We start from the raw sequence: 23892 nt of genomic DNA on the forward strand, positions 1-23892 counted from the left end.
TATCAAAGCTCCTCACTGCGGTGGGCAAGTAACTGGGCAAACGCCCCTTCAGATTGACTGAGTTGTTTGTAATTACCCCGTTGAATGATTTGGCCATTAGCCATTACCCAAATTTGGTCGTAATCGATAGTTTCTTCCAGTAAATGGGTGACTAACAGGGTCGTCTGTTGCTCTGATAGCTGGTTTAGTGTTTGCATAACCCGTTGTTCGCTATGAGAATCAAGGCTTGCGGCGGGCTCATCTAACAGCAATAAACGCGATGGTTTCAATAAAACGCGAGCAACAGCAACTCGTTGTGCTTGCCCAACAGAAAGGCGAGCGGCGTAGTCGCCAAGCCGTGTATTTAAGCCATCAGGTAAGTGCGGTAAAAATTCAGAGACATAAGCATTATCAATAGCATGTTTAACTTCTGCTTCAGAAGCGTTAGGTTTACCTAAACAGATATTTTCAATCAGTGTTTGTTCGGGTAGATGTGGGTTTTGCCCAACCCAGCCAAGCAATTCACGCCACTTATCGGGGCATAATTCATTTAATTCAATGCCATTTACCGTGATTGAGCCGTTATAGGGTAAAAAACCCAATAGTAGATTGAGTAGAGAGCTTTTGCCCGCACCGCTTTGGCCTACTAAAGCAATACGTTGCTGTGGTTCAATACTAAAATCTAATGGCCCTGCAAGACACACCCCATCGTGCGATAAAATTTCTAGCTGCTTGGCTTCGATACGAATAGGTTCATTTGGGAGGGTTTTTGTACCTTGCTGGGCTTTTTGTTCCCCCTCGCTATTTAGCAATGTTTCTAACGTTTCAGCAGCTCCAACCGCTTGGGCTTTCGCATGGTAATATGTGCCGAGATCACGCAATGGCTGGAAGAATTCAGGGGAAAGAATGAGAGCTAAAAAACCCGCAAACAGTGTGACAGGTAAACCATAGCTACCGAAGTTCATTTCACCAAGGTATGAAAACCCGAAGTAGACGGCAACAACCGCAATAGAAATTGACGCAAAAAATTCGAGGACCCCAGAAGAGAGAAAGGCCATCCGCAGTACTTCCATGGTTCTAGAGCGAAAATCATCAGTTGACTCACGAATTTGCTGAATTTCTGCTTTTTCACGGAAGAATAATCGTAAAGTATCGAGGCCTCGCAACCTATCAAGAAAACTACCGCTGAGGCGGCCTAATGCAATGAAATTACGCCTATTAGCATCCGCAGCGCCAAGCCCAACTAATGCCATAAAAATAGGAATAAGCGGTGCGGTCACGAATAAAATTAACGCAGCAGCCCAGTTAAAGGGAAAGATAGCAATCAAAATCATGATGGGGATAATACCCGCTAAATACATTTGAGGTAGATAGCGGGAGTAGTAGTCTTGCATATCTTCGATTTGTTCAAGAATAATGGTTGCCCAACTTCCCGCTGGTTTCCCTTTGACCCAAACGGGGCCTAATTCTTGGAGTTTATCTAGCACCATTGTGCGGATTTCTTGGCGTACAACTTGCCCACAGCGAAAGCCAATACGTTCTCGTATGTAAGTGACAATTGCACGAAGAATAAAGACGCTAATTAGTAGAATAAAAGGCGTTACAAGTTGTTCCCGTGGAGTGCCATCCATAATTAATGCTTGTAGGATAACGGCTAAAAACCACGCTTGAGCAATAATCAGTAAGCCACTAAGCATGCCCAACAGCATAGAGATCCGCAACCAGCGCTTCGCGGGAGCACTGTGTTGTTTTAACCAACGTACCAATTCAGTCTGTCTTGATTTATCCATAATGATTTAGTTAGCAGGTGTAGTTTTAATGTTATTGAGTGTAGTTAGATTATGCCAACCTAACGTCGCTTTCATCATTACTATATTGCGCTAGTCCCTATTTTAAACTGCACAAGAAAGATAATAGAGTGACCTAGCAACATAATTAATGACGATATGAAAACCAGTATTTTTGATCTTGCTCGGTAATTCGAGTTATTTAGGCTCCATCATAACAGCTTCATTAGGATATGTTACATAATAAAAGCACCTTATTTAAAGTGAACTGTGTTTTGTTATTAAATTGTTTTATAAAGGTAAATTTAATATTTCAGTCAGTCTTAAAAGATGAGGTTGGTTGAGATATTACTGTATTTTTATTTGATATGTAGATGGCTAAATGACATTCTGTTAAGCCATCTACATTTTTAGAAAAAACTAAGGGGTAGGGTCAATCATTAACCATTCTTTAGGTTTTAATTGAAAATGTCCGTCTAATAAATTATCCCAAGCTTTGTCTTTCGCTTGTACAGTATTAAACAAACGAGTTTGGTTATCGACTAACTCCCAGCTTTGTTCCTGTTGTTGCCAAATATTACATTCAATACTGGCACTGGTGGGGTAGGTATAACACATAACAACATCATTTTGGCCATTTTGGTTGGCGTCTGCCATAAAGCCCATGCATGAGTATGGCTCATACTGTGATGTGCAATACCATTCACCGGTGAGATTTTCACCGAGGTCAAACCAACTATCTGGTAATTTAGGGCTGTTTTTAGCTTGTATTAACACACCTTTCAATGGTTTACGTTGTTCTTCATTGTATGGGCTAGTTTGAAACGCTTCTGTGTATTCTGGGTTTTTATCTAATTGTTTATAGGCTTGTTCCCCATATTCACCTAAATGCTTTAAGTCGTATGCTAAAGAACTATTTACCTTAATTTTGCCGTTTTCAACCCCCGCTATGATACTGTTGACCGTGATCCTTTTAAAATCGGCAATCGGGCTATTAATGACCAAAATAATCGCTAGCAAAGACAAAATACCGACTTTGTTGATAGTACCTAGAGATGCCATCCATGCTGTTTTTTTGCGAAGAATTGCAAGGCTATAAGCAAGGACAATAGCGGATAAAAACAAGGCAATTGTGAAAGCGTATAAGCGCTCAATGCTCCAACTGTATTGGTTAACACGTGCAATGATCCCGTATAGAGACAGTGCTGAAAATGCATTGAGCAGAATAATGCTAAGGAGAACAAAACCATTTAGCCCCGGACGGAATCGGTATTGTGTACTGCCATCACCATATACGAAGTTAATAAAAATAAGGTTCAGGATAATAAACCACAGCATGACTGCCGAACCTAGACCGACGGAGGCTAAACCTGAGAAATATGAAATCACAAAACCCACTAAGAAAATGGCAGCGACTAGGTTAAGCAACGGTAAGAAAAATCGAGCAATAAAACTGGCAAAATTACTAAGTTGAATATCAAGTACAGCCCTTAAAAAGACCAAACTGATATTGAATCCAAGAGTAAAGCCTGCCCAATAGACTAATTCGTTATCTAGGATATTGTGCAAAAAATTGAGGTTTACAATGCCAAATAAAAAGCTAGCTAGCTTTATAATTAACGCTAATAGCCCACCAATGGCAGAGGATAAAATACCTAGGAAAGTATTTTTAATATATAAACCCATTAAGCAACTGTAATTGATTTTCCATGTTGCGCTTGTTTGTAACATTTGCATCCATGGCAACATGAAAAAGAATAAAACAGTCAGAGTGAGAAAGGCAAAAAATGGGTCTGCTTCTGTTGGCGTTTTAAAATCTTGGGCGTGCCAGTAGTTAATCCAGCAAGTTAACCCGACTGTAATTGCAATATTGAGATAAAAAATGGCGGATTTCGCATTAGTAATTAAGTAGCTAATGACCGAAGGAACAAAAATAGCGAGTAAGACTGGTAGATACACTGTTGTTGTACTTAACTGGCTATCATAACGGATAGAATAATCCGTGGTAGCTGCAATAATAACACCTTGGATTATTGCGAGAACTACAATAATAAAATAGGCATAACCACGAATATCATCACGCCCTAATTGCTGCCCCATATTTGTGCCTTGTTAACGTTAATTTTATGTAAAAACAGTATAGGTTGAATGTTTTGCACGCAATATAAACTTGCTCTTAAAATATAGAGCAATAGCAAGTTGTTAAGAAAAACTAGGGAGAGTAGGAAGGAATAAAAAAGGCTTTAATCTATTTAAGATTAAAGCCTAGATGTTCGTTATAGATTATTTAGAAGCAAGCCCATCAAGGTAACGTTCTGCATCTAATGCTGCCATACAGCCTGTCCCTGCTGAGGTGATTGCTTGGCGGTATATATGGTCCATTACATCACCAGCGGCGAAAACACCTTCTACTGAGGTTTGGGTTGCATTACCTTGTGTGCCAGATTGGACTTTAATGTAACCATTGTCTAAGTCTAATTGCCCTTCAAAAATAGCGGTATTTGGGCTATGGCCGATAGCAATAAAGGCTCCCATTACAGGTATTTCTTCTGTTTCGTGGGTTTTAGTGCACTCAAGGCGTACACCCGTAACCCCCATGTCATCGCCGAGTACTTCGCTTAAAGTACGGTCGGTATGCAGAATAATATTGCCGTTTTCGACTTTATCCATTAAACGATTAATAAGGATTTTTTCTGCACGGAAGCTATCACGACGGTGGATCAAATGAACTTCTGAGGCAATATTCGATAAATATAGTGCTTCTTCAACCGCGGTATTTCCACCACCAACGACGGCGACTTTTTGGTTACGGTAAAAAAATCCATCACAAGTGGCACAAGCAGAGACCCCACGACCTTTAAAGGCTTCCTCTGAAGGTAAACCAATATAACGAGCGGAAGCACCTGTTGCGATAATGAGGGCATCACAAGTATATTGATTTTCATCACCGATTAGTCGGAAAGGGCGTTGCTTTAAATCTACTTTTTGAATATGGTCAGAGATGATTTCAGTTTCAAATTTAACTGCGTGCTCATGCATGCGCTCCATTAGCATCGGTCCAGTAAGCCCTTCAGGGTCGCCTGGCCAGTTTTCAACTTCAGTGGTGGTAGTTAACTGACCACCTTTTTCCACCCCAGTAATCAGGGCTGGGCTTAAATTTGCGCGTGCAGCATAGACTGCGGCAGTATAACCTGCGGGGCCTGAACCTAGAATGATTAACTTGCGATGTGTGGTTGTGCTCATGAATTCCTCTTTTAATCTAAAAAAAAGCGTTAACAGGATTGTAGGAGAAATAGCAGGTTAACAAAAGTGGTTTAAGTGCGAGTGAGTGTCATGCCACTAATTTCTATGATAGGCAATACCTACTAATTGTAAAAAAATGTAGCAAAAAGTTGAATATGTCACGCTTCACAATTTTTAGGAATTATCTTGAATTAAGGCTGCGAAACGTTTTACTGGAAAAAAAAGCGAAATCTTGTACTGATTTTTATTCATTTGCTTTGACAATCGGCTGCGCATTTGCGAAAACATCTGTGTAAGAGTTAATTATCTAGCAGGTCAATGGAAATGGCGCATTTTTGTTCTTACTGGAAAGTTAACTTTACGCTACTTACAAACTTAAAAAATGAGTCAAAATTGTGGGTGATAATTACATTCACACGAAATTCAGCACTATGAATAAAATTTGCTCCTGAACACGGTTCCCTAAATATAAAAGGTGCGGCTAAGGTGCTATTTTATAGATGTAGAAAATAACAATTAGAGAAAGAGAGATTAAGAGATGATTGACAATAAAAAGCGTCCAGGCAAAGACCTTGACCGTATCGACAGGAATATATTAAACGAATTACAAAAAGACGGGCGAATTTCTAACGTAGAATTGTCTAAGCGTGTTGGTTTATCACCGACACCGTGTTTAGAGCGTGTGCGTCGTCTTGAAAGACAAGGGTTTATTTCTGGCTATACCGCCTTGTTAAATCCACATTACTTAGATGCATCCCTATTAGTGTTCGTTGAGATTACACTGAATCGTGGTGCACCAGACGTGTTCGAACAATTCAATACAGCAGTTCAAAAGCTTGAAGAAATTCAAGAATGTCACCTTGTTTCTGGTGATTTTGACTACTTGTTGAAAACGCGTGTGCCAGATATGTCCGCATATCGTAAGCTGCTAGGTGAAACTCTTTTACGCTTACCTGGTGTAAACGATACTCGTACCTACGTGGTTATGGAAGAAGTTAAACAAAGTAACCGTTTAGTGATTAAAACACGCTAATTTTTACTTTTTTAACCTCACTTCAGCACAGCATTTTCAGCTTTGTTGTCGCACTGCAGTTTCAACGCTGAGTTTACTCAGCGTTGTTCCGTTTTAATACAGTAAAAACATTGTGTTATTCACCCTCAAGTGTCTCATTTAATCGCAAATCTAACCGCGTTGACATTTGTTTGCTAAAATTACTTAGTAAACAAGGAGTATTGTTTCCAATTAATTGATTTTAAATCTATAAATATTTAGGATTTTTAACGGGAAATAGAAATTGAATCCTTATGCGTTAGATGAAATACTGAAACTTGTCGTTCCTGTGATGCATTGATTTACTTCCGTAACGGTAAAACAGGCACAGCAAGGCGATTAATGTTAGAATAAACATAAATCAGTAAAGAACATCAGTCAGCAAAGAAACAATAATGAGCCAAGAATACACAGAAGATAAACACATCAAATTTAAAAAATTAAGTAGCGGTAGGCGGCTATTAGAGGTTATTTTGCTCGCAATTTGCTTGAGCGCTATCTTTTTAATGGTTGCTTTATTGAGTTTCAGCCCTTCGGACCCAAGTTGGTCCCAAACCACATGGAATGCGCCCGTAAAGAATTTAGGTGGTAGTGTTGGCTCATGGAGCGCGGATATTCTTTTTTCTGCTTTTGGTATTCTTGCTTTTGCAATTCCTCCCTTATTAATTCTCGGTTGCTGGGCTATTTTCCAATACGAAAGTCAGCGTCGCTATATTGATTTCTTCTCTCTTTCTCTAAGGTTAATTGGTGGGTTAGCGCTAATTTTATCCTCTTGTGGGCTAGCTGCACTGAATTTTGATGATTTACCTAACTTTGCTTCAGGCGGTGTTATTGGTAGCGTGTTTAGTAACGCAATAATGCCGTGGTTTAACTCATTAGGTGCAACACTTGCATTGCTGTTCTTATGGGCTATTAGTTTTACGTTATTTACAGGTTGGTCATGGCTGACAATTGCAGAAAAAATTGGATCTGCCGTCCTTTTTCCTATCGCTTTATTAACAAATAGGGCGAGGGGTGATGACTTAGATGACTATGATGTAGATGTCGAAGAAACCGAAGGTGCGTTACAACGTGCGCAAGAAGCAGAGCATAGGGCTAATAATTACCCAGATACTATAGACCCAGATGACGTTTTATTTTCTGCGCCTACTGTTGCCGAGTTGGTGACTGAAGTATCCCCTGCACCAGAGGCAGAGTCTACCGAAAATACAGCGGTTACTGAAGGGGCAACGCCAATAGCGGCTCAAGGTGTACCAGAACAAGAAACGGTGCCATCGTTTTCTGCTATTGATGAGCCTAATACCTATCATTTTGAAGTGCCTGAAGATTACCAACCTCAATTAGGTTCTGGTTTTGAGGAAACGGCACCAATATCGGATGAACCTCCTGTTCATCAATCAAACGCGACATCCACGCCATTTGAATATCACGCTAATGAGCATATAACACCACAAAATCAAGCTGATGTTCCTCATCAAGAACAGTCAAATAATCAAATAGAGCCTCAAAAGCCACAATATAACTCGTTTGAGCCACAATCACTTTCATCGCCATCGATGAATGTTAGTGATGTCGCGAGTGCTGTAAGTTCAACAGTGACGGAGCGTGTTTCAGACCCAGCGGCCATTGCTGCTGCGGGGATTTCCATTGCCGCACTTGAACGCCACGCCCAAGTAAAACAAACAGTAGAGCCCGAATTACCAAGGCCAAACCCTGTTCGTTTACCTACTCGTCGTGAACTTTACGGTATCCGTATCCCTTCTCAGCGTGATGCTGAGTTGCAACGCCGCCAAGAAGAGGCGTTAAAACGCGAGCAAGCATATCAACAGTGGTCCGCAGGTGAGCAGGAGTCCTCTGAAACGGAAGAGGAAGCACAGCAAGATGAATTGCTACGAGCTCAGTTCTTAGAGCAACAACGAGAGCGTTATGGTGATATCGATGAAACTGACTATGAATCGCCGGTATTTAGCGCACAACCGAGCGTTGCAGAACAACAGCAGCAAGATGAACCATCTGAATCAGGTTCTTTGACGCAGCCAGAAATTGAGCATCGTTGGCCATCAGCGTCAGCATTTTCTAATAATACTCACACAATACCCGCATCAACTGAATCCACTCCTGCAGTCGATGACGTGTACAAAAATAGCTTTGCAGAAGATGAACATTCCCAGATATCAGATCACTTTGAATCTAAGGTTGATTTGAAAAAAGAGTTTTCCGTGCTGGGTAGTTTTTCTCCAGTTGATGATCTGGTAGACGATGAACCAGCTGACCCATTATTTATGCCTTCATTTAGTGCGGTGCCAGTTCCTTCGGAAAATTCACAAAATAATATTCATGAAGGTCTTGGCAATTCGTCAACATCGGCACACACTTTTGCGCAGCCACAGCAGCCACAGCAGCCACAGCAGCCACAGCAGCCACAGCAGCCACAGCAGCCACAGCAGCCACAGCAGCCACAGCAGCCACAGCAGCCACAGCAAGATAGCTTATTCCACCCGTTTTTGGTGCGAAATGATCAACCTTTACCAAAACCAACAACACCAATGCCATCCCTTGACTTACTGGCGAGCCCACCTGAACAGGAAGAACCAGTCGACATGTTTAAACTTGAGCAAACCGCTAGGTTAATCGAAGCTCGGTTAAATGACTATCGGGTGAAAGCTGAGGTTGTTGGTTTCTCCCCAGGGCCTGTGATCACGCGTTTTGAACTGGATTTGGCACCCGGTGTGAAAGCCGCTCGTATATCAACATTATCACGAGACCTTGCACGCTCTTTATCTACAGTGGCAGTACGTGTTGTGGAAGTGATACCGGGTAAGCCGTACGTTGGGCTTGAACTCCCTAACGAAAAACGCCAAACGGTTTATTTAAGTGAAGTTTTAGACTGCGATGACTTTAGGAAAAACCCTTCGCCATTAACGATTGTGTTAGGTAAAGATATCGAAGGTGACCCCGTGGTTGCTGATTTAGCAAAAATGCCGCATTTATTAGTAGCAGGTACCACTGGGTCAGGTAAATCCGTTGGTGTCAACGCCATGATCCTCAGTATTTTGTATAAAGCGAAGCCCGAAGATGTCCGCTTTATTATGATTGACCCGAAAATGTTGGAGCTTTCCATCTATGAAGGGATCCCGCATTTATTGACAGAAGTCGTTACCGACATGAAAGACGCCGCTAATGCATTACGTTGGTGTGTGAATGAAATGGAACGTCGTTATAAGCTAATGTCTGCTCTCGGTGTACGTAACCTTGCGGGTTATAATGATAAAATTAAAGCAGCCGAAGAGATGGGGCGTCCAATACCTGATCCGCATTGGAAACCTAGTGATAGCATGGAAATTGAACATCCTATGCTGAAAAAAGAACCTTATATCGTTGTTATGGTTGATGAATTTGCTGATTTAATGATGACGGCAGGTAAAAAAGTTGAGGAGCTAATTGCTCGATTGGCACAAAAAGCCCGAGCAGCAGGTATTCACCTTGTTCTTGCAACGCAACGTCCGTCTGTCGACATTATCACTGGGTTGATCAAAGCAAACATCCCTACTCGTATTGCATTTACTGTTTCCAGTAAAATAGACTCTCGTACTATCCTTGACCAAGGCGGTGCTGAGTCCCTATTAGGGATGGGGGATATGCTATATCTTCCGCCAAACTCATCAATCCCTATGCGTGTACACGGTGCTTTTGTTCGTGACCAAGAGGTTCATGCGGTTGTGAATGATTGGAAGGCGCGAGGGAAACCACAATATATTGATAACATTACCACTTGTAGTGATGATAACGAAGGTGGGGGCTATGATAGTGGTGGGGAAGAACTTGACCCATTATTTGACCAAGCTGTAGAGTTTGTGGTTGAAAAACAACGTGTTTCTATTTCCGGTGTTCAACGTCAATTTAGGATTGGCTATAACCGCGCCGCAAGGATTGTTGAGCAAATGGAGATCCAAGGTATTGTGAGTGAACAAGGTCATAACGGGAATCGTGAAGTCCTTGCGCCACCGTCAATGGGGCATTAAAAATAGGTTAACAGCTTAATCATTTAGTGTGCTGATTGTTGGTTTAATTTTAGGGGTGTATAACGTTATCACACCTCTTAGGGTCATAACTTAAGGTCATTGTTCGATGAAAAAAATGATGTTATTAGGCGTACTCGCCTTCAGTTTACATATCGGCCAAGTACTGGCCGACGCCAGCCAAGACCTACAAGCTCGTCTGAACAAGGTCAATAGCTTCCAAGCCAGTTTTTCACAGAAGGTGACTAGCCCTGAAGGGGATCTTGTTCAAGAAGGTGTTGGGGATTTATGGCTTGAACGCCCGAATTTATTCAATTGGAATATGACATCACCTGATGAAAGTGTATTAGTCTCGGACGGCAAAAACTTGTGGTTTTATAACCCTTTTGTTGAACAAGTTACGGTAACTAATTTGGCCGATGCCACACAAGACACGCCATTTTTATTAATCACTCGTAATGATCCTAAAGATTGGAAGCAGTATTCAATTATTCAGCAAGGTAACACGTTTGATTTAAAACCAAAGCAAACTAATGGCACCTTGAAACGCTTTTCAATCACAGTCTCACCAGAGGGGACAATTGAAAAATTTTCGGCAGTGGAACAGGATGGGCAAGTCAGTGCTTATCAGTTAAAAGAACAAAAAAATGGTCCTGTTGATGCAAGTAAATTCAAATTTACGATGCCTAAAGGGGTGACCTTAGATGACCAGCGACCGAATGCAAAATAACCAATAGTAACGACAATAATCATCAGGTTTTAATGGCCTGGTGATTTGCACTTCTTTATTTTTAAGACGTAAAAAAGAGGATCTCGTGGGTAACCTGTCTCTCGATTTTTCGCAGAATGAATTCCAACCTTTAGCAGCAAGAATGCGGCCTGAAACCCTTGAGCAATACATTGGCCAAAAGCATTTGTTAGCGGAGGGGAAACCATTACCACGCGCTATTAAAGCAGGGCATTTGCACTCCATGATTTTATGGGGGCCACCGGGGACAGGTAAAACGACTCTTGCTGAAGTGATTGGCCATTATGCTCAGGCTGACATAGAGCGTATTTCTGCTGTTACCTCAGGTGTTAAAGAAATCCGTGAGTCAATAGAAAAAGCACGCCAAAACCGTAGCGCAGGCCGCAGAACAATTTTATTTGTGGATGAAGTTCATCGTTTTAATAAAAGCCAGCAAGATGCTTTTTTACCTCATATCGAAGATGGCACGATCACATTCATTGGGGCGACAACAGAGAACCCTTCATTTGAGTTGAATTCTGCACTACTTTCGCGCGCAAGGGTTTATTTACTTAAGTCACTGGAAGAAGCGGATATTGAGCTAGTATTGTTACAAGCCTTAGCTGATACAGAAAGAGGGCTAGGTGGGCAAAATATTCTTCTACCTGACAGTACACGTAAAATTATTGCACAGTTAGTTAATGGCGATGCTCGGCGCTCATTGAATTTATTGGAAATGATGGCCGATATGGCTGAAGCCGATAGCCAAGGCCAACGTATTTTGACCGCTGACTTACTGAAAGAAGTCAGTGGTGAACGTACTGCACGCTTCGATAATAAAGGTGACCGTTATTACGATTTAATTTCTGCATTGCATAAGTCAGTAAGAGGCTCGGCCCCTGACGCCGCGCTCTATTGGTATGCAAGGATCATTACGGCGGGGGGAGATCCACTTTATGTCGCACGCCGCTTGTTAGCAATAGCTTCTGAAGATGTCGGGAATGCCGACCCTCGGGCTATGCAAGTGGCCATTTCTGCATGGGATTGTTTTACCCGAGTGGGGCCCGCAGAAGGTGAGCGTGCAATTGCCCAAGCGATTATTTACCTTGCCTGCGCTCCAAAAAGTAATGCTGTCTACACCGCATATAAAGCAGCTATTAAAGATGCTCAAATGCAGCCCGACTACGATGTCCCTGAGCATTTACGCAACGCCCCAACTAAGTTGTTAAAAGAAATGGGGGCAGGGAAAGGGTATCGTTATGCTCATGATGAGCCTAATGCTTACGCTGCTGGGGAAAACTACTTTCCTGAGCCAATGCAGGCAACGCGTTATTATTACCCTGAAAAACGAGGGCAAGAGAGCAAGTTTGCTGAAAAATTAGACTGGTTAGCCCAACAGGATCAAAATAGTGCCATAAAACGCTATCGCTAAACTGGGCAATGCGGTAAGGTTATATAGCCAATTACTATACTTTTATTTATAACGCTGGAATGCGTTATATTAAGTACCATCAATAACTAACAATTATCACAGGATAAGCATGCTCGATCCAAATTTACTGCGTACGGAGCTAGACGCGGTTGCTGAAAAACTGGCTCGCAGGGGTTTTACCCTTGATGTGGAAAAGCTGCGTGAATTAGAAGAACGCCGCAAAGTTTTACAAGTTGAAACTGAAACCCTGCAAGCAGACCGTAACTCGCGATCGAAAACTATCGGTGCGGCTAAGGCACGTGGTGAAGATATTGAGCCATTACGTCAAGAAGTTAACTTATTAGGCGAAAAATTGGATTCTGCTAAGGCAGAATTAGACAAGCTGCAACAAGAAATCCGTGATATTGCATTGAGTATCCCGAATATTCCTGATGACCAAGTTCCTGATGGCAAAGATGATTCCGACAATGTCGAGGTTGCGCGTTGGGGTAAACCTCGTGAATATGATTTTGAAGTTAAAGATCACGTTAGCCTAGGCGAATTAACAGGGGGCCTAGACTTCCCTGCTGCGGTAAAACTGACCGGTGCACGCTTCGTGGTGATGAAAGGGCAAATAGCCCGTATGCACCGTGCGTTAGCCCAATTTATGTTGGATTTACATACAGAGCAGCATGGTTATCAAGAGCTATATGTTCCGTATTTGGTCAATCATGATACGCTGTACGGTACCGGCCAATTACCAAAGTTTGGTGAAGATTTATTCCATACCAAACCGTTGGAAGAAGAAGCAGACAGCAGCACTTATGCGTTGATCCCAACAGCAGAAGTCCCTGTTACTAACTTAGTACGGGATGAAATTTTAGATGAAAATGATCTTCCGCTAAAAATGACTGCACATACACCTTGTTTCCGTTCTGAAGCGGGTTCATATGGTCGGGATACTCGTGGTCTTATCCGTATGCACCAGTTCGACAAAGTTGAGCTTGTACAAATAGTTCACCCTGAAAAATCGATGGATGCACTGGAAGAGCTAACAGGTCACGCTGAGAAGGTTCTGCAATTATTGAACTTACCTTACCGTAAAGTGATTTTATGTACTGGTGATATTGGTTTCGGTTCACGCAAAACTTACGACTTAGAAGTATGGTTACCAGCTCAAAATACATACCGTGAGATTTCTTCTTGTTCAAACATGTGGGATTTCCAAGCACGTCGTATGCAAGCGCGTTTCCGTGGTAAGAGTGATAAGAAAACTCAACTAGTTCATACGCTAAATGGTTCTGGTTTAGCCGTTGGTCGTACATTGGTGGCGATTTTAGAAAACTACCAATTAGCAGATGGCCGTATTGAAGTTCCAGAAGTATTACGCCCATATATGAAAGGCCTAGAATATATCGGTTAATTTCCGTTATTCTTTCAAAAGTTAAACGCGGCTCATAGTGGTCGCGTTTTTTTTGCAAATTTAACGTGTTCTGAATAAGTATCTTCAGGTTAAACCTGAGCCCCCTTTCACTGAATGACTAAATATGCCAATATTTAATTCATTTTCTAACCCACCCATTCATTCACCTACAGATTGCAATGTAAGATAAGTTAGTTCCTCTCCATGGCTGATGCTTCCTGCATTAGCGACATTAACACAGTTTCAAATCAGTGATATCGAAATACATGGAAAACAACTCTAATTTAAAAAAGGAGGAAGAAAATTATTATTTAAAGGAATATATGTGGATTTGTAGGGGATAGTAAAAAGGAAAGCAAATGCTTTCCTTTTTTAGATTTAATGATTTAGCAAAATAGCTAAATCATCATACCTTGGCTTATTTTACTTGGGAGAAAAACAGGCTACGGTAGCTGCTGTAATAACAAGCATACATAATTGGCATAGAAACTAACAGACCTAAACCTAAAGGAATAACTGAGATTATCATTAGGATTGAAATAACGATAAAGAACAGAATACCTGGCAGGATGTTTTTCTTAACAGCTTGTAAGCTGGCAGAAATTGCAGCGCCAACAGTAAAGTTATGGTTCATTACCAGTGCAGGTGCAAACCAAGTTAATGCGGTACCGACTAATGCAGCAACAGCCATAATAATGATTGCAAAGAAGAATGTACCTGAAGACGCAAGGATTGCAGCATCAGATGGTGAGCCATATTGGTTGCTTTCCATCAATAAACCAAACATAGCGGAACCACCAATAATAAAGGCGATGATCATACCCACTAAGTTAGCGGCAAAGTTGATTGCACCAACGGCAAATAGGGTACCGAATTTATTTTGGAAACCAGCGAATAGTAAGCCAATTTCAGCTTGACCTGTTTTACGCTGGTTTTCACAGATTGCAATAATACCGCCAATAAAAATAGGAGTAATAAAGGTAATCAGTAAATTAAGGAAAGGGATCATCGAAATGATAAAGATTAATGCAAATAGTACGATGTTAATCAAGATCCACATACCCAGTTTCTCTTTAACGAGAGACCATGATTGGCTGATCCAGTTAACCCCTTCACCAGCATCTACCGCGCGAGGCTCAGCATGGAAAACAAAAGTATCAGTTTGATTTTGTGGGTCAATTGTAGGTGCAGGGTTGTTATCTGCACTAAAGTTTTCATTATTCATGATAAAAAAGGAACCTATTTTTCGTAGTGAGTTAGCAATATATTATTATAGATAAGTGTTTTGAGTTTATGTCACTCTTGTTACTTATTGGCAGTAGTATGCAGATAAGTGAGTACATTATAAAGCAGACAATTCTGGTAAGGTATTTATGTTTAATTATTTTTTCAATAAAAAGTATTTTGTTAAAAAATCCAAATAGACAATATTTTATCAATGACAACAAACAATTGGCTTTTTAAGTTGGTATAAAATACTGTTTTTTGTTTTTATAACACATTAATAGAGCATTAAATCATTCTTAATTGAAATACATTACCCATGAAAACAACATGGTTAATATTGGTAATTTTTATAAACTAATACTCGATATTGGGCAGATATCTGATGGTTTAATTTCTTTCAGTAGAAACATACGTTGTAATTCCTTTATTTAAAAGGAACGTAATCGGTATATTGAAATAAGGTATTTATATTAATTTTTTCGGGTTAATCGCACTATATTGTTGAACGTAGGGTTTGTACTAATCAAAATTAGTAGGAAAACTAAGTCAAGATATGTACCTGTGTGGTGAAGTGGGAGTATAGGTATAAAGCCAGTACCTAGCATATTGGGTATGTTTTTTATGGTACAGCTGTGGAGGTTGTTCTATTGGGAAAATATCAATTCTCCCATACAACTGATACCTTTATGCCTGAACTCTTTGACTAGCCAGTCGTGAAGGGTTAAATGAGCACTTCGACACGATCTTTATCTGAGCTAGTCTGAATACAAATGGTTTGGATATTAAGTCGCGCATCGTTCTTCCAAATTCAGTGTGCTCATCGCCTTTAGTTATATTTTTATTATTGATCTGAAAAATGCTTGCTTTGTTTCTGTATCACGCAAGGAGGTTGTCATGCTTTTCTATATCACTGTAGTTGCTTCAAAATAACTAAAAGTGGCTCCATATTTAACAAATCTCAGTTACATCAGTGAACTTGTCGCATCATCAACGTAAATTAGAGCTGCTCTAGACTAGAGCACGACCTTTAAACCAGCGATTGCTATAGTTGAGATAGCGCTTTTTAGTACCAATAAAACACTAATCTAAGAAATAGAGGGTGAGTATTCAATACCTTGATTTGCTTAAATATAAGATTGTTAACATTATGCAAAACCCAAGCGTAAAATTATATTATTGTATTTATTTCAATGTCGATATTTCGTTAGGGGATAGGCAAAATTTATCGAGTTGGATGAATCAGTATGACAATAACAAAAGTTACGGAACGCGATATAGCAACCATAATTATGATAACTTAAGTTATTCGATTAGTGCGAATAAAAATACAGAACCAAGTAATCAAAATGTCTCATTGAATATGAATTATACTACACCGGTCACTTTACTTTCGGGTAATATTAGTAAAGGTAATAATACCAGTAGTTACTATGGGTCGTTATCCGGCGGCATGGTTTATTTTGATAATGAACTCATTTTTTCATCGAAAAGAATAGCGAATACATTTGCTATAGCAAAAACAGAAAACCAAGAAAATATTCCAATACAATCTTCATCAGGAACAGTGATGACTAATAGTAAAGGTTACGCGGTAATACCAAGTATAGATAGTTATAGAACTAATTATGCTAAGATAGACTACCGAAAATTACCTAAAAATATGAATGCTCCCTATGGGATTATAGAATTTCAACCTGCTAATGGAAGTGTTCCCTTGGTTAATTTCTACATTAATCAAGTTAACCGAGCTATTTTAACTCCATCATTTAATGGGAAGAAACTTTCTAAAAATTTAAAAGTATATGATAAAAACGGTGATTTATTAACCATAACTGACAATGCTGGGCGAATTATTATCGATAATCTATCCTTGCCGACAAGTTATTTTGTTGACGTAGGCAATAATAAAAAATGCACTATTAATCTCACTAGTGATGTTGGTATTTCGAAAACTGAATTGTTTACAATAATAAACCCTATTTGCTTTATGGCTAACTAAAGGCTTTAGAATGATAAAATTAATTGCAGGGCTACTAACTTGCCTATCTTTTAGTGCATTTGCATCAGATGGTCATGGGACATGTAACATCAACTTGGGAACAGATGAGGTTAACTATGATACCTTAGCTGATTTTAATACAAAAAAACAAAATGGTGTGGTATATGCGGGGAATCGGATTGTTCCTGTAGTAGTAGAGTGCAGTGAAGAAACTACCCCATATATTGATTTTTCTACGATTAGCAATACCTTTTCAAATAATACATCTGAAGCTATTTTAAATGTAAATAATCCGATGCTTGATGGGAAACCTATTTTAATCGATGCTATTGAATTAAATAGCTCAAATAGAATCAACTCATCACAAAAAGATGTTAAAATTTATCCCAATCTACGTATTCAACCCGCACAGGGTGAAAAAGGAAAAGTATTTTCCTTCAATTTACTTGTTGATTTAAAAATTAATTCATTGAGTAAAAAAGGTGTTGTTGTTAGGAACAAAATACCGTTAAAAACGTTGGGTGGAAGTACAAGTTTAAGTATTAGCTATTCAGAAATGACAACAGCATGTAATCTTATTGTTGATTCTACCTCAATTGACTATGGTGCTATAAATAGAAATGAGTTAAGTAATTATTCTTATACAATATTACCCGAAAAAAATATTAACTTCACTGTACAATGTGATTCGGGGAAAACTGCTATAGCACTCCAAACTTTTAATCAAATTGAACGTTCACTTGCGCCAAATAAACAAGAAGGTGTTAGCGGTTATGGAGTTCCTCCTGTTCAGTTATTAAATAACAATATGATGGCAGGGGGATTAGGTAATACTCAGGAAGGTGTTCCAATTGGTGGATATGCGATAGCGTTAGATTTAGGTTCTTTATATGTAGATAATAAGGCAGAGAGAGTGCAGCCAATATCAGGTAATGCATCTTGTGGAGACCAAAATATCATTTGGCAACATGCGAATGGTGATTTATTACCTAATGATTCCTCAAATAAAATCATATCTTGGGCAAAATTAGGGAGTTTGCAACCTGCTCTTTTTTCTAATATAAAAGGCACAATAAAAGTTCAAGCTTTTATTAATAAAGCTTCTTTACTAACTGTTAATAAAGAAATTAAATTCAAAGGCCGCTCTATCATTGAATTATGCTATTTGTAGATTTAAGGGAGGCTGGCTACGTCGCATCAACACATAGTCGCAGATTCATTCTCGGTTGGTCTGTTTTTGCAGTATTTGAACGGTACGTAAAACAGCATTTTCTATGTTTGATTACCAATTCCAAATATTCGTTATTAATTCAAAAACAATATACGGAAATGGAAACTTGCATCGGATAAATTGTTTTATACCTGCGTATTGCTTGATAAAACCAACCCCAACTAACAGAGCCAGTTGCAATACGCTAAGGTAAGGGGGGCTTTATTTCAAGCCCCAACGAGTATTAATACATCACTTTATGGCCATAGCTTTCGAGAATACTTTTAACACGCTCCATGACTTCTTTTGATGGTGGTCTCACCCCATCAAGTTTATATTCTTCACCCATAGTTTCCCACTTGTGTTTACCCAGCTCATGGTAAGGTAATAACTCGATTTTTTCGATATTACTCATATCTTTAGTAAACTCACCTAGCAGATGCACTGAGTGGTCATCATCACTCCAACCTGGCACAACGACATAGCGAACCCATGTTTTTTGATTACGTTTAGCCAGATAGCGAGCGAATTCAAGTGTACGCTGGTTGGATACACCCACTAATTTTTGGTGGATATCATCATTGATTTGTTTTAAATCGAGCATGACTAAATCAGTAACATCCATTAGTTCATCAATAACAGGGTCATAACGGCGCACAAAGCCATTCGTATCTAAGCAAGTATGGATATTTTCTTTTTTACAGGCGCGGAACCAATCGCGGACAAATTCTGCCTGCAAAATTGCCTCGCCACCGGATGCGGTAACACCACCACCGGTTGCATTCATAAAATGGCGATAGGTAACTGCTTCTTTCATTAGTTCATCGACAGTTACAATTTGACCGCCGTGGGTATCCCATGTATCGCGGTTATGACAATACAGACAGCGCATTAGGCAGCCTTGGAAAAAGACAATAAAGCGGATCCCCGGACCATCGACGGTACCGCATGATTCAAAAGAGTGAATACGGCCAAGTACGGCAGGGGTTTCTGTCACATTAGTTGTCGCTATTGTTTTAGTTTTAGTATCATCGATAGACATAGCAGGCACTCCAAAATATCCGTCATACCGCAAACTTTAGAGAGAAAAATATCGTTGCTGGTATAGATAAAAAGACCCCATAAAACGGGGCCTTTAATTTACTTTATTTTAATAAGCTAATTATTACATTGTACTGGTGAAAGTACGAGTAATAACGTCTTGCTGTTGTTCTTTAGTCAGTGAGTTGAAACGCACTGCGTAACCAGATACACGGATAGTCAGTTGTGGGTATTTTTCTGGGTTTTCCATTGCATCTAACAGCATTTCACGGTTCATAACGTTAACGTTCAGGTGCTGACCGCCTTCGATAGACGCTTCATGATGGAAGTAACCATCCATCAGACCTGCTAAGTTAGTTTTACGAACATCGTCATCTTTACCTAATGCATTTGGTACGATAGAGAAAGTATAAGAAATACCGTCTTTCGCGTAAGCAAATGGCAGTTTAGCAACAGAAGTTAACGATGCAACCGCACCTTTTTGGTCACGGCCGTGCATAGGGTTTGCACCTGGGCCAAACGGAGCACCTGCTCGACGACCATCAGGGGTATTACCTGTTTTCTTACCATACACAACGTTAGATGTGATAGTTAAGATTGACTGAGTTGGTACTGCGTTACGATAAGTAGGTAGTTTCTGAATTTTCTTCATGAAACGTTCAACTAAGTCACACGCGATATCATCTACACGAGAATCGTTATTACCGAATTGTGGATACTCGCCTTCGATTTCAAAGTCGATTGCAATACCGTCTTCATCACGAATTGGTTTAACTTTGGCATACTTAATCGCAGACAGTGAGTCAGCTGCAACAGACAGACCCGCAATACCACATGCCATTGTACGATAGACATCACGGTCATGCAGCGCCATTAGAGAAGCTTCATAGCTGTATTTGTCGTGCATGAAGTGGATGCAGTTCAGTGCAGTGACGTACTGAGTTGCTAACCAGTCCATGAAGCCATCCATTTGATTCATCACAGTATCGAAGTCAAGGACTTCGTCCATGATTGGCGCATGTTTAGGACCAACTTGCATTTTCAGTTTTTCATCGATACCGCCATTGATGGTATACAGCATGGTTTTCGCTAAGTTAGCACGAGCACCGAAGAACTGCATTTGTTTACCAACAATCATTGGGCTAACACAACATGCAATAGCGTAGTCATCGTTGTTGAAATCTGGACGCATCAGGTCGTCGTTTTCATATTGAACTGATGAAGTATCGATAGAGACTTTTGCCGCATATTTTTTGAAATTCAATGGCAGTTTTTCTGACCACAAAATAGTCATGTTAGGCTCTGGAGATGGGCCCATGGTATACAGTGTGTTCAGGAAGCGGAACGTATTTTTGGTGACTAAAGTACGGCCATCAAGACCCATACCCGCTAATGATTCTGTTGCCCAAATTGGGTCACCAGAGAATAGCTCATCGTATTCAGGTGTACGTAAGAAACGTACCATACGCAGTTTCATGACTAAGTGGTCAATCAGTTCTTGCGCTTGTTGTTCAGTCAGTTTACCTGCTTCGATATCACGTTGGATATAAACGTCTAAGAACGTTGAAACACGACCAAATGACATTGCTGCACCATTTTGTGATTTCACTGCGGCTAAGTAACCGAAGTAAGTCCACTGTACAGCTTCTTGTGCATTTGTTGCTGGTGCAGAAATATCGTAACCGTATTTTGCAGCCATTTCTTTCATTTGACCCAATGCGCGGTGCTGTTCAGCAATTTCTTCGCGCAGTTGGATAGTCATTTGCAGGTCTTCACCTTTTTCTAATCTTTCTTGCAAAGAGGTGAATTGGTTAAATTTGTCTTTCATCAGGAAATCAATACCGTACAGTGCAACGCGACGGTAGTCACCGATGATACGACCACGACCATATGCATCCGGTAGACCTGTTAAGATACCTGATTTACGGCATTTTAAGATGTCTGGTGTGTAAACGTCGAAAACACCTTGGTTGTGAGTCTTACGATATTCAGTGAAGATTTTTTTGATTTCTGGGTCTAAAGTGCGGTCATAAGCTTTACATGAGCCTTCAACCATTTTGATACCACCGAACGGGATAAGACCACGTTTCAGAGGGGCGTCAGTTTGTAAACCAACGATTTTTTCTAATTCTTTAGTAATGTAACCAGCATCATGGGAAGTGATAGTTGACGCAACATCTGTGTCAAAATCAACTGGCGCGTGAGTGCGGTTTTCGATTTTGATCCCTTCCATGACTTTATCCCACAGTGCGTCAGTCGCTGGGGTAGAGCCTGCTAAGAAAGATTCATCACCTTCATATGGAGTGTAGTTTTTCTGGATAAAATCACGTACATCGACGTTATCCTGCCAGTTACCTTGGTTAAAACCTTGCCATGCTAAAGCGAATTTTTCATTTAACTCGGACATGATACTTTTACCTTTTAACAATGGATCTTTTAAGGATCTTAATAAATCTTTTTGTGTGTGTCAGTGGCTATTAATGTTTTTGGCCACCACGTAAATGCATGAACCAATAAATGAGGCCGACTAAAATCGCGCCGCCAATAATATTTCCAATAGTGACTGGAATTAAGTTATCTGTAATAAAGTTTCCGACTGTTAGGTGAGAAAACTGCTCTGGTGACATATTGATTTGAGCCCAATACTCAGCAGGAGCAAATTCTTTAATCATAATCCCTAATGGGATCATAAACATATTTGCAATGCTATGTTCAAAACCGCTTGCTACAAACATAGCAACAGGCAGAACAAGAACAACCAGTTTATCAGTTAAGCTACGACCTGAATAACTCATCCAAACCGCAAGGCAGACCATTAAGTTTGCTAAAATTCCTAATGCAACAGCTTCAACAAAAGTATGGTGTAATTTATGGCTGGTGGTTTGTAAAACGTTAAGACCCCATAGCCCATTTGCTGCAGTATATTGCCCTGCGAACCAGATAATTGCGACAAAGAACAATGCACCAATTAAGTTACCAATGTAGACATGAAACCAATTACGGAACATTTGTCCCCAAGTGATCCTGCCTGTGGCTTTCGAAACAATAGTGAGTACGGTAGAAGTGAAAAGGTCGGCACCGCATACAACGACTAGCATCAGACCCAAGGAGAAACAAATCCCACCAATGAGCTTAGTAAAACCATAAGGCGCTTCAGCCGCCCCTGTAGTTGCAGTGATGTAAAATACAAATGCGATAGAGATAAAAATACCGGCAGTGAATGCTGACAAGTAAGTAATTGCAGGATGCTTATTCGCCTTATAAAAGGCCGCATCATCTGCGACTTGCGCCATTACAGCTGGTGGCAGTAAATTAAAAGGGTTGTCAGCTTTCATACCAACACTCTCTTACAAAGTTGATTAATTATAGCACGCAATAATAGTAACAAAGGGGATAAATGAGAAATTTGATGTGGATCATGAAGTCTCTAGAGAAAGCGGTCAAAATGGTTGGTTAAATGTTAAAATCAACTGTAACCAAATGAAAAATAACATAAAAATATTTTTTAAAATTTATAAAATATTTTTATAAAGGCTATCTTAAGGCCAGGATTAAGTAAAAAAATACGTGCAAATGTTAATTATTTAAGATGAATATGATCCGTTTAATATTTAATTTAACTTATGTGTATATATCCCCCTAACTTGTATAACTTTAATCTGATATACCACTTTTTAGTTAGTTATATTAACGAGCAATATTTATCTAACAATTATGCCAATTATAAGAAAATAATCTTTGATGGAAGCAACCAATGCTTTAAATTTTTATGAAGACGCTAAATTAGTTTTCAGTATAAAATTCAATATCTTCTAATGTATTTAGCTCTTGTTCGATGCGTTCACGGCTGTTGAGCAATGTTTTGATGACTTGATCAACTTTTTGTTTATCACTGCGGAAGGTCGGAATAGATACACTAATTGCTGCAATGATTTTATTACGTTGGCGCAATGCCACAGCATAGCAAGTTGTTTCTTCGTTGATTTCTTTATTGTCTACGGCATAGCCATTTTGGCTAACAATATTAAGTTGCTGACGCAATTCAGGTAGAGTTTGCACACTATATTGAGTGAGTGGCGTAAAGCCAGAAGGGTATAGCTGAGCAATTTGTTGGTCAGTATAGTTAAAAATCATCGCTTTACCCAATGCTGAATAAATGGCGGGTAAGCGGGTTCCAATGTTAGAAATTAGTTGGACTTTTTGTGCAGATTGCACTTTGTCTATGTATAGTACATCAGCGCCATCTAAGATGCCCATTTGGCAAACTTCATTACACTCTTCAACAATTTGCGTCATCTCTCGATGTATCATTTTCAACCAATATGATTTTTCGAAAAATGAGCGGGAAAGAATTGAGCACGCAATACCTAAATAGTAAAGCTGGCTCTTATCATCGTAATTGATATACCGAAACTCAGCCAATGTTTTTAAAATAGGGTAAATTGTCCCCTTTAAAATATTAGTTTTATCAGAAAGTTGTGTCAAAGAAAGCCCAGTATTTTCAGCCGCTAAAACTTGAAGTATCTCTAATACTCGAATTGTCGGCATGTGCCCCGTAGACATTGAACTATCTCCCTGATTAATTTTGCCGCTATTCTAGGTTTAAAATAACACGATGTAAATCGCCGTAGAAAAACGATTTATCTCATTTCCATCATGAATAAACCTGATATGAGCAATAAAAAGCCGTGATACTGCTCAAAATTTTTTAATAAAAAAATAGATTTAATCTACCGTTATTATCCCTTTCATCAATTAAATCTCAATTAATCAAT

Annotated in this window: 15 protein-coding genes and 1 pseudogene; 7 read left to right on the forward strand and 9 right to left on the reverse strand. The window is 39.8% G+C overall.

Annotation, left to right across the window (positions count from 1 at the left end):
* Positions 1-2: 2 nt before the first annotated feature.
* The 3 genes from cydD to trxB all read right to left on the reverse strand — a co-directional run bounded on the left by cydD (position 3) and on the right by trxB (position 5009).
* Positions 3-1769 (reverse strand): cysteine/glutathione ABC transporter permease/ATP-binding protein CydD, encoded by a 1767-nt coding sequence (gene cydD / locus ACHB7C_RS09510; RefSeq protein WP_349483811.1) that lies wholly within the window; start codon positions 1767-1769, stop codon positions 3-5.
* 417 nt (positions 1770-2186) lie between these two features.
* The gene (locus tag ACHB7C_RS09515; protein WP_395347101.1) at positions 2187-3866 is read right to left on the reverse strand and encodes a DUF4153 domain-containing protein; all 1680 of its coding nucleotides are present in this window, start codon (positions 3864-3866) and stop codon (positions 2187-2189) included.
* Positions 3867-4049: 183 nt separating this feature from the next.
* On the reverse strand, positions 4050-5009 hold the full coding sequence (gene trxB / locus ACHB7C_RS09520; protein WP_198861200.1) for a thioredoxin-disulfide reductase: 960 nt from the start codon (positions 5007-5009) through the stop codon (positions 4050-4052).
* A gap of 538 nt (positions 5010-5547) precedes the next feature.
* Between trxB and lrp the strand changes: the two genes are divergently transcribed.
* The 5 genes from lrp (at position 5548) to serS (ending at position 13640) form a co-directional block, all read left to right on the forward strand.
* Positions 5548-6042, forward strand: a complete 495-nt coding sequence (lrp, locus tag ACHB7C_RS09525; RefSeq protein ID WP_004918089.1) for a leucine-responsive transcriptional regulator Lrp — start codon at positions 5548-5550, stop codon at positions 6040-6042.
* Between the two features lie 413 nt (positions 6043-6455).
* Complete coding sequence (locus tag ACHB7C_RS09530; protein WP_395347106.1) at positions 6456-10082, forward strand: DNA translocase FtsK 4TM domain-containing protein; 3627 nt, start codon at positions 6456-6458, stop codon at positions 10080-10082.
* Positions 10083-10188: 106 nt separating this feature from the next.
* The gene (lolA, locus tag ACHB7C_RS09535; RefSeq protein ID WP_042846505.1) at positions 10189-10809 is read left to right on the forward strand and encodes an outer membrane lipoprotein chaperone LolA; all 621 of its coding nucleotides are present in this window, start codon (positions 10189-10191) and stop codon (positions 10807-10809) included.
* A gap of 85 nt (positions 10810-10894) precedes the next feature.
* On the forward strand, positions 10895-12238 hold the full coding sequence (locus ACHB7C_RS09540; protein ID WP_042846504.1) for a replication-associated recombination protein A: 1344 nt from the start codon (positions 10895-10897) through the stop codon (positions 12236-12238).
* 109 nt (positions 12239-12347) lie between these two features.
* Positions 12348-13640, forward strand: coding sequence for a serine--tRNA ligase (gene serS / locus ACHB7C_RS09545; protein WP_042846503.1), 1293 nt, complete (start codon positions 12348-12350; stop codon positions 13638-13640).
* Positions 13641-14058: 418 nt separating this feature from the next.
* On the opposite strand, the gene ACHB7C_RS09550 is transcribed toward serS, so the two are convergent.
* Together ACHB7C_RS09550 and ACHB7C_RS09555 are read right to left on the reverse strand one after the other, a co-directional pair.
* On the reverse strand, positions 14059-14865 hold the full coding sequence (locus ACHB7C_RS09550; protein WP_042846502.1) for a BPSS1780 family membrane protein: 807 nt from the start codon (positions 14863-14865) through the stop codon (positions 14059-14061).
* Positions 14866-15535: 670 nt separating this feature from the next.
* Positions 15536-15902 (reverse strand): annotated as a pseudogene (locus ACHB7C_RS09555) (ISNCY family transposase); the annotation flags it as partial.
* A gap of 64 nt (positions 15903-15966) precedes the next feature.
* Here ACHB7C_RS09555 and ACHB7C_RS09560 point away from each other — a divergent pair.
* Positions 15967-16866, forward strand: a complete 900-nt coding sequence (locus tag ACHB7C_RS09560) for a fimbria/pilus outer membrane usher protein (RefSeq protein ID WP_349483808.1) — start codon at positions 15967-15969, stop codon at positions 16864-16866.
* Between the two features lie 10 nt (positions 16867-16876).
* Positions 16877-18037 (forward strand): DUF1120 domain-containing protein, encoded by a 1161-nt coding sequence (locus ACHB7C_RS09565; protein ID WP_166685419.1) that lies wholly within the window; start codon positions 16877-16879, stop codon positions 18035-18037.
* Positions 18038-18320: 283 nt separating this feature from the next.
* Here ACHB7C_RS09565 and pflA read toward each other — a convergent pair whose 3' ends face one another.
* The 4 genes from pflA to ACHB7C_RS09585 all read right to left on the reverse strand — a co-directional run bounded on the left by pflA (position 18321) and on the right by ACHB7C_RS09585 (position 23680).
* Complete coding sequence (gene pflA, locus ACHB7C_RS09570) at positions 18321-19118, reverse strand: pyruvate formate lyase 1-activating protein (RefSeq protein ID WP_048606575.1); 798 nt, start codon at positions 19116-19118, stop codon at positions 18321-18323.
* 123 nt (positions 19119-19241) lie between these two features.
* Positions 19242-21524, reverse strand: coding sequence for a formate C-acetyltransferase (gene pflB, locus ACHB7C_RS09575; protein WP_042846497.1), 2283 nt, complete (start codon positions 21522-21524; stop codon positions 19242-19244).
* Between the two features lie 70 nt (positions 21525-21594).
* Positions 21595-22452 (reverse strand): formate transporter FocA, encoded by an 858-nt coding sequence (gene focA / locus ACHB7C_RS09580; protein ID WP_048606577.1) that lies wholly within the window; start codon positions 22450-22452, stop codon positions 21595-21597.
* A gap of 448 nt (positions 22453-22900) precedes the next feature.
* Positions 22901-23680 (reverse strand): IclR family transcriptional regulator, encoded by a 780-nt coding sequence (locus ACHB7C_RS09585; RefSeq protein WP_048606579.1) that lies wholly within the window; start codon positions 23678-23680, stop codon positions 22901-22903.
* Between the last annotated feature and the right edge of the window lie 212 nt (positions 23681-23892).

This window comes from Providencia sp. 2024EL-00732 (assembly GCF_044006275.1).
GTDB classification, from domain to species: Bacteria; Pseudomonadota; Gammaproteobacteria; order Enterobacterales; family Enterobacteriaceae; genus Providencia; species Providencia huashanensis.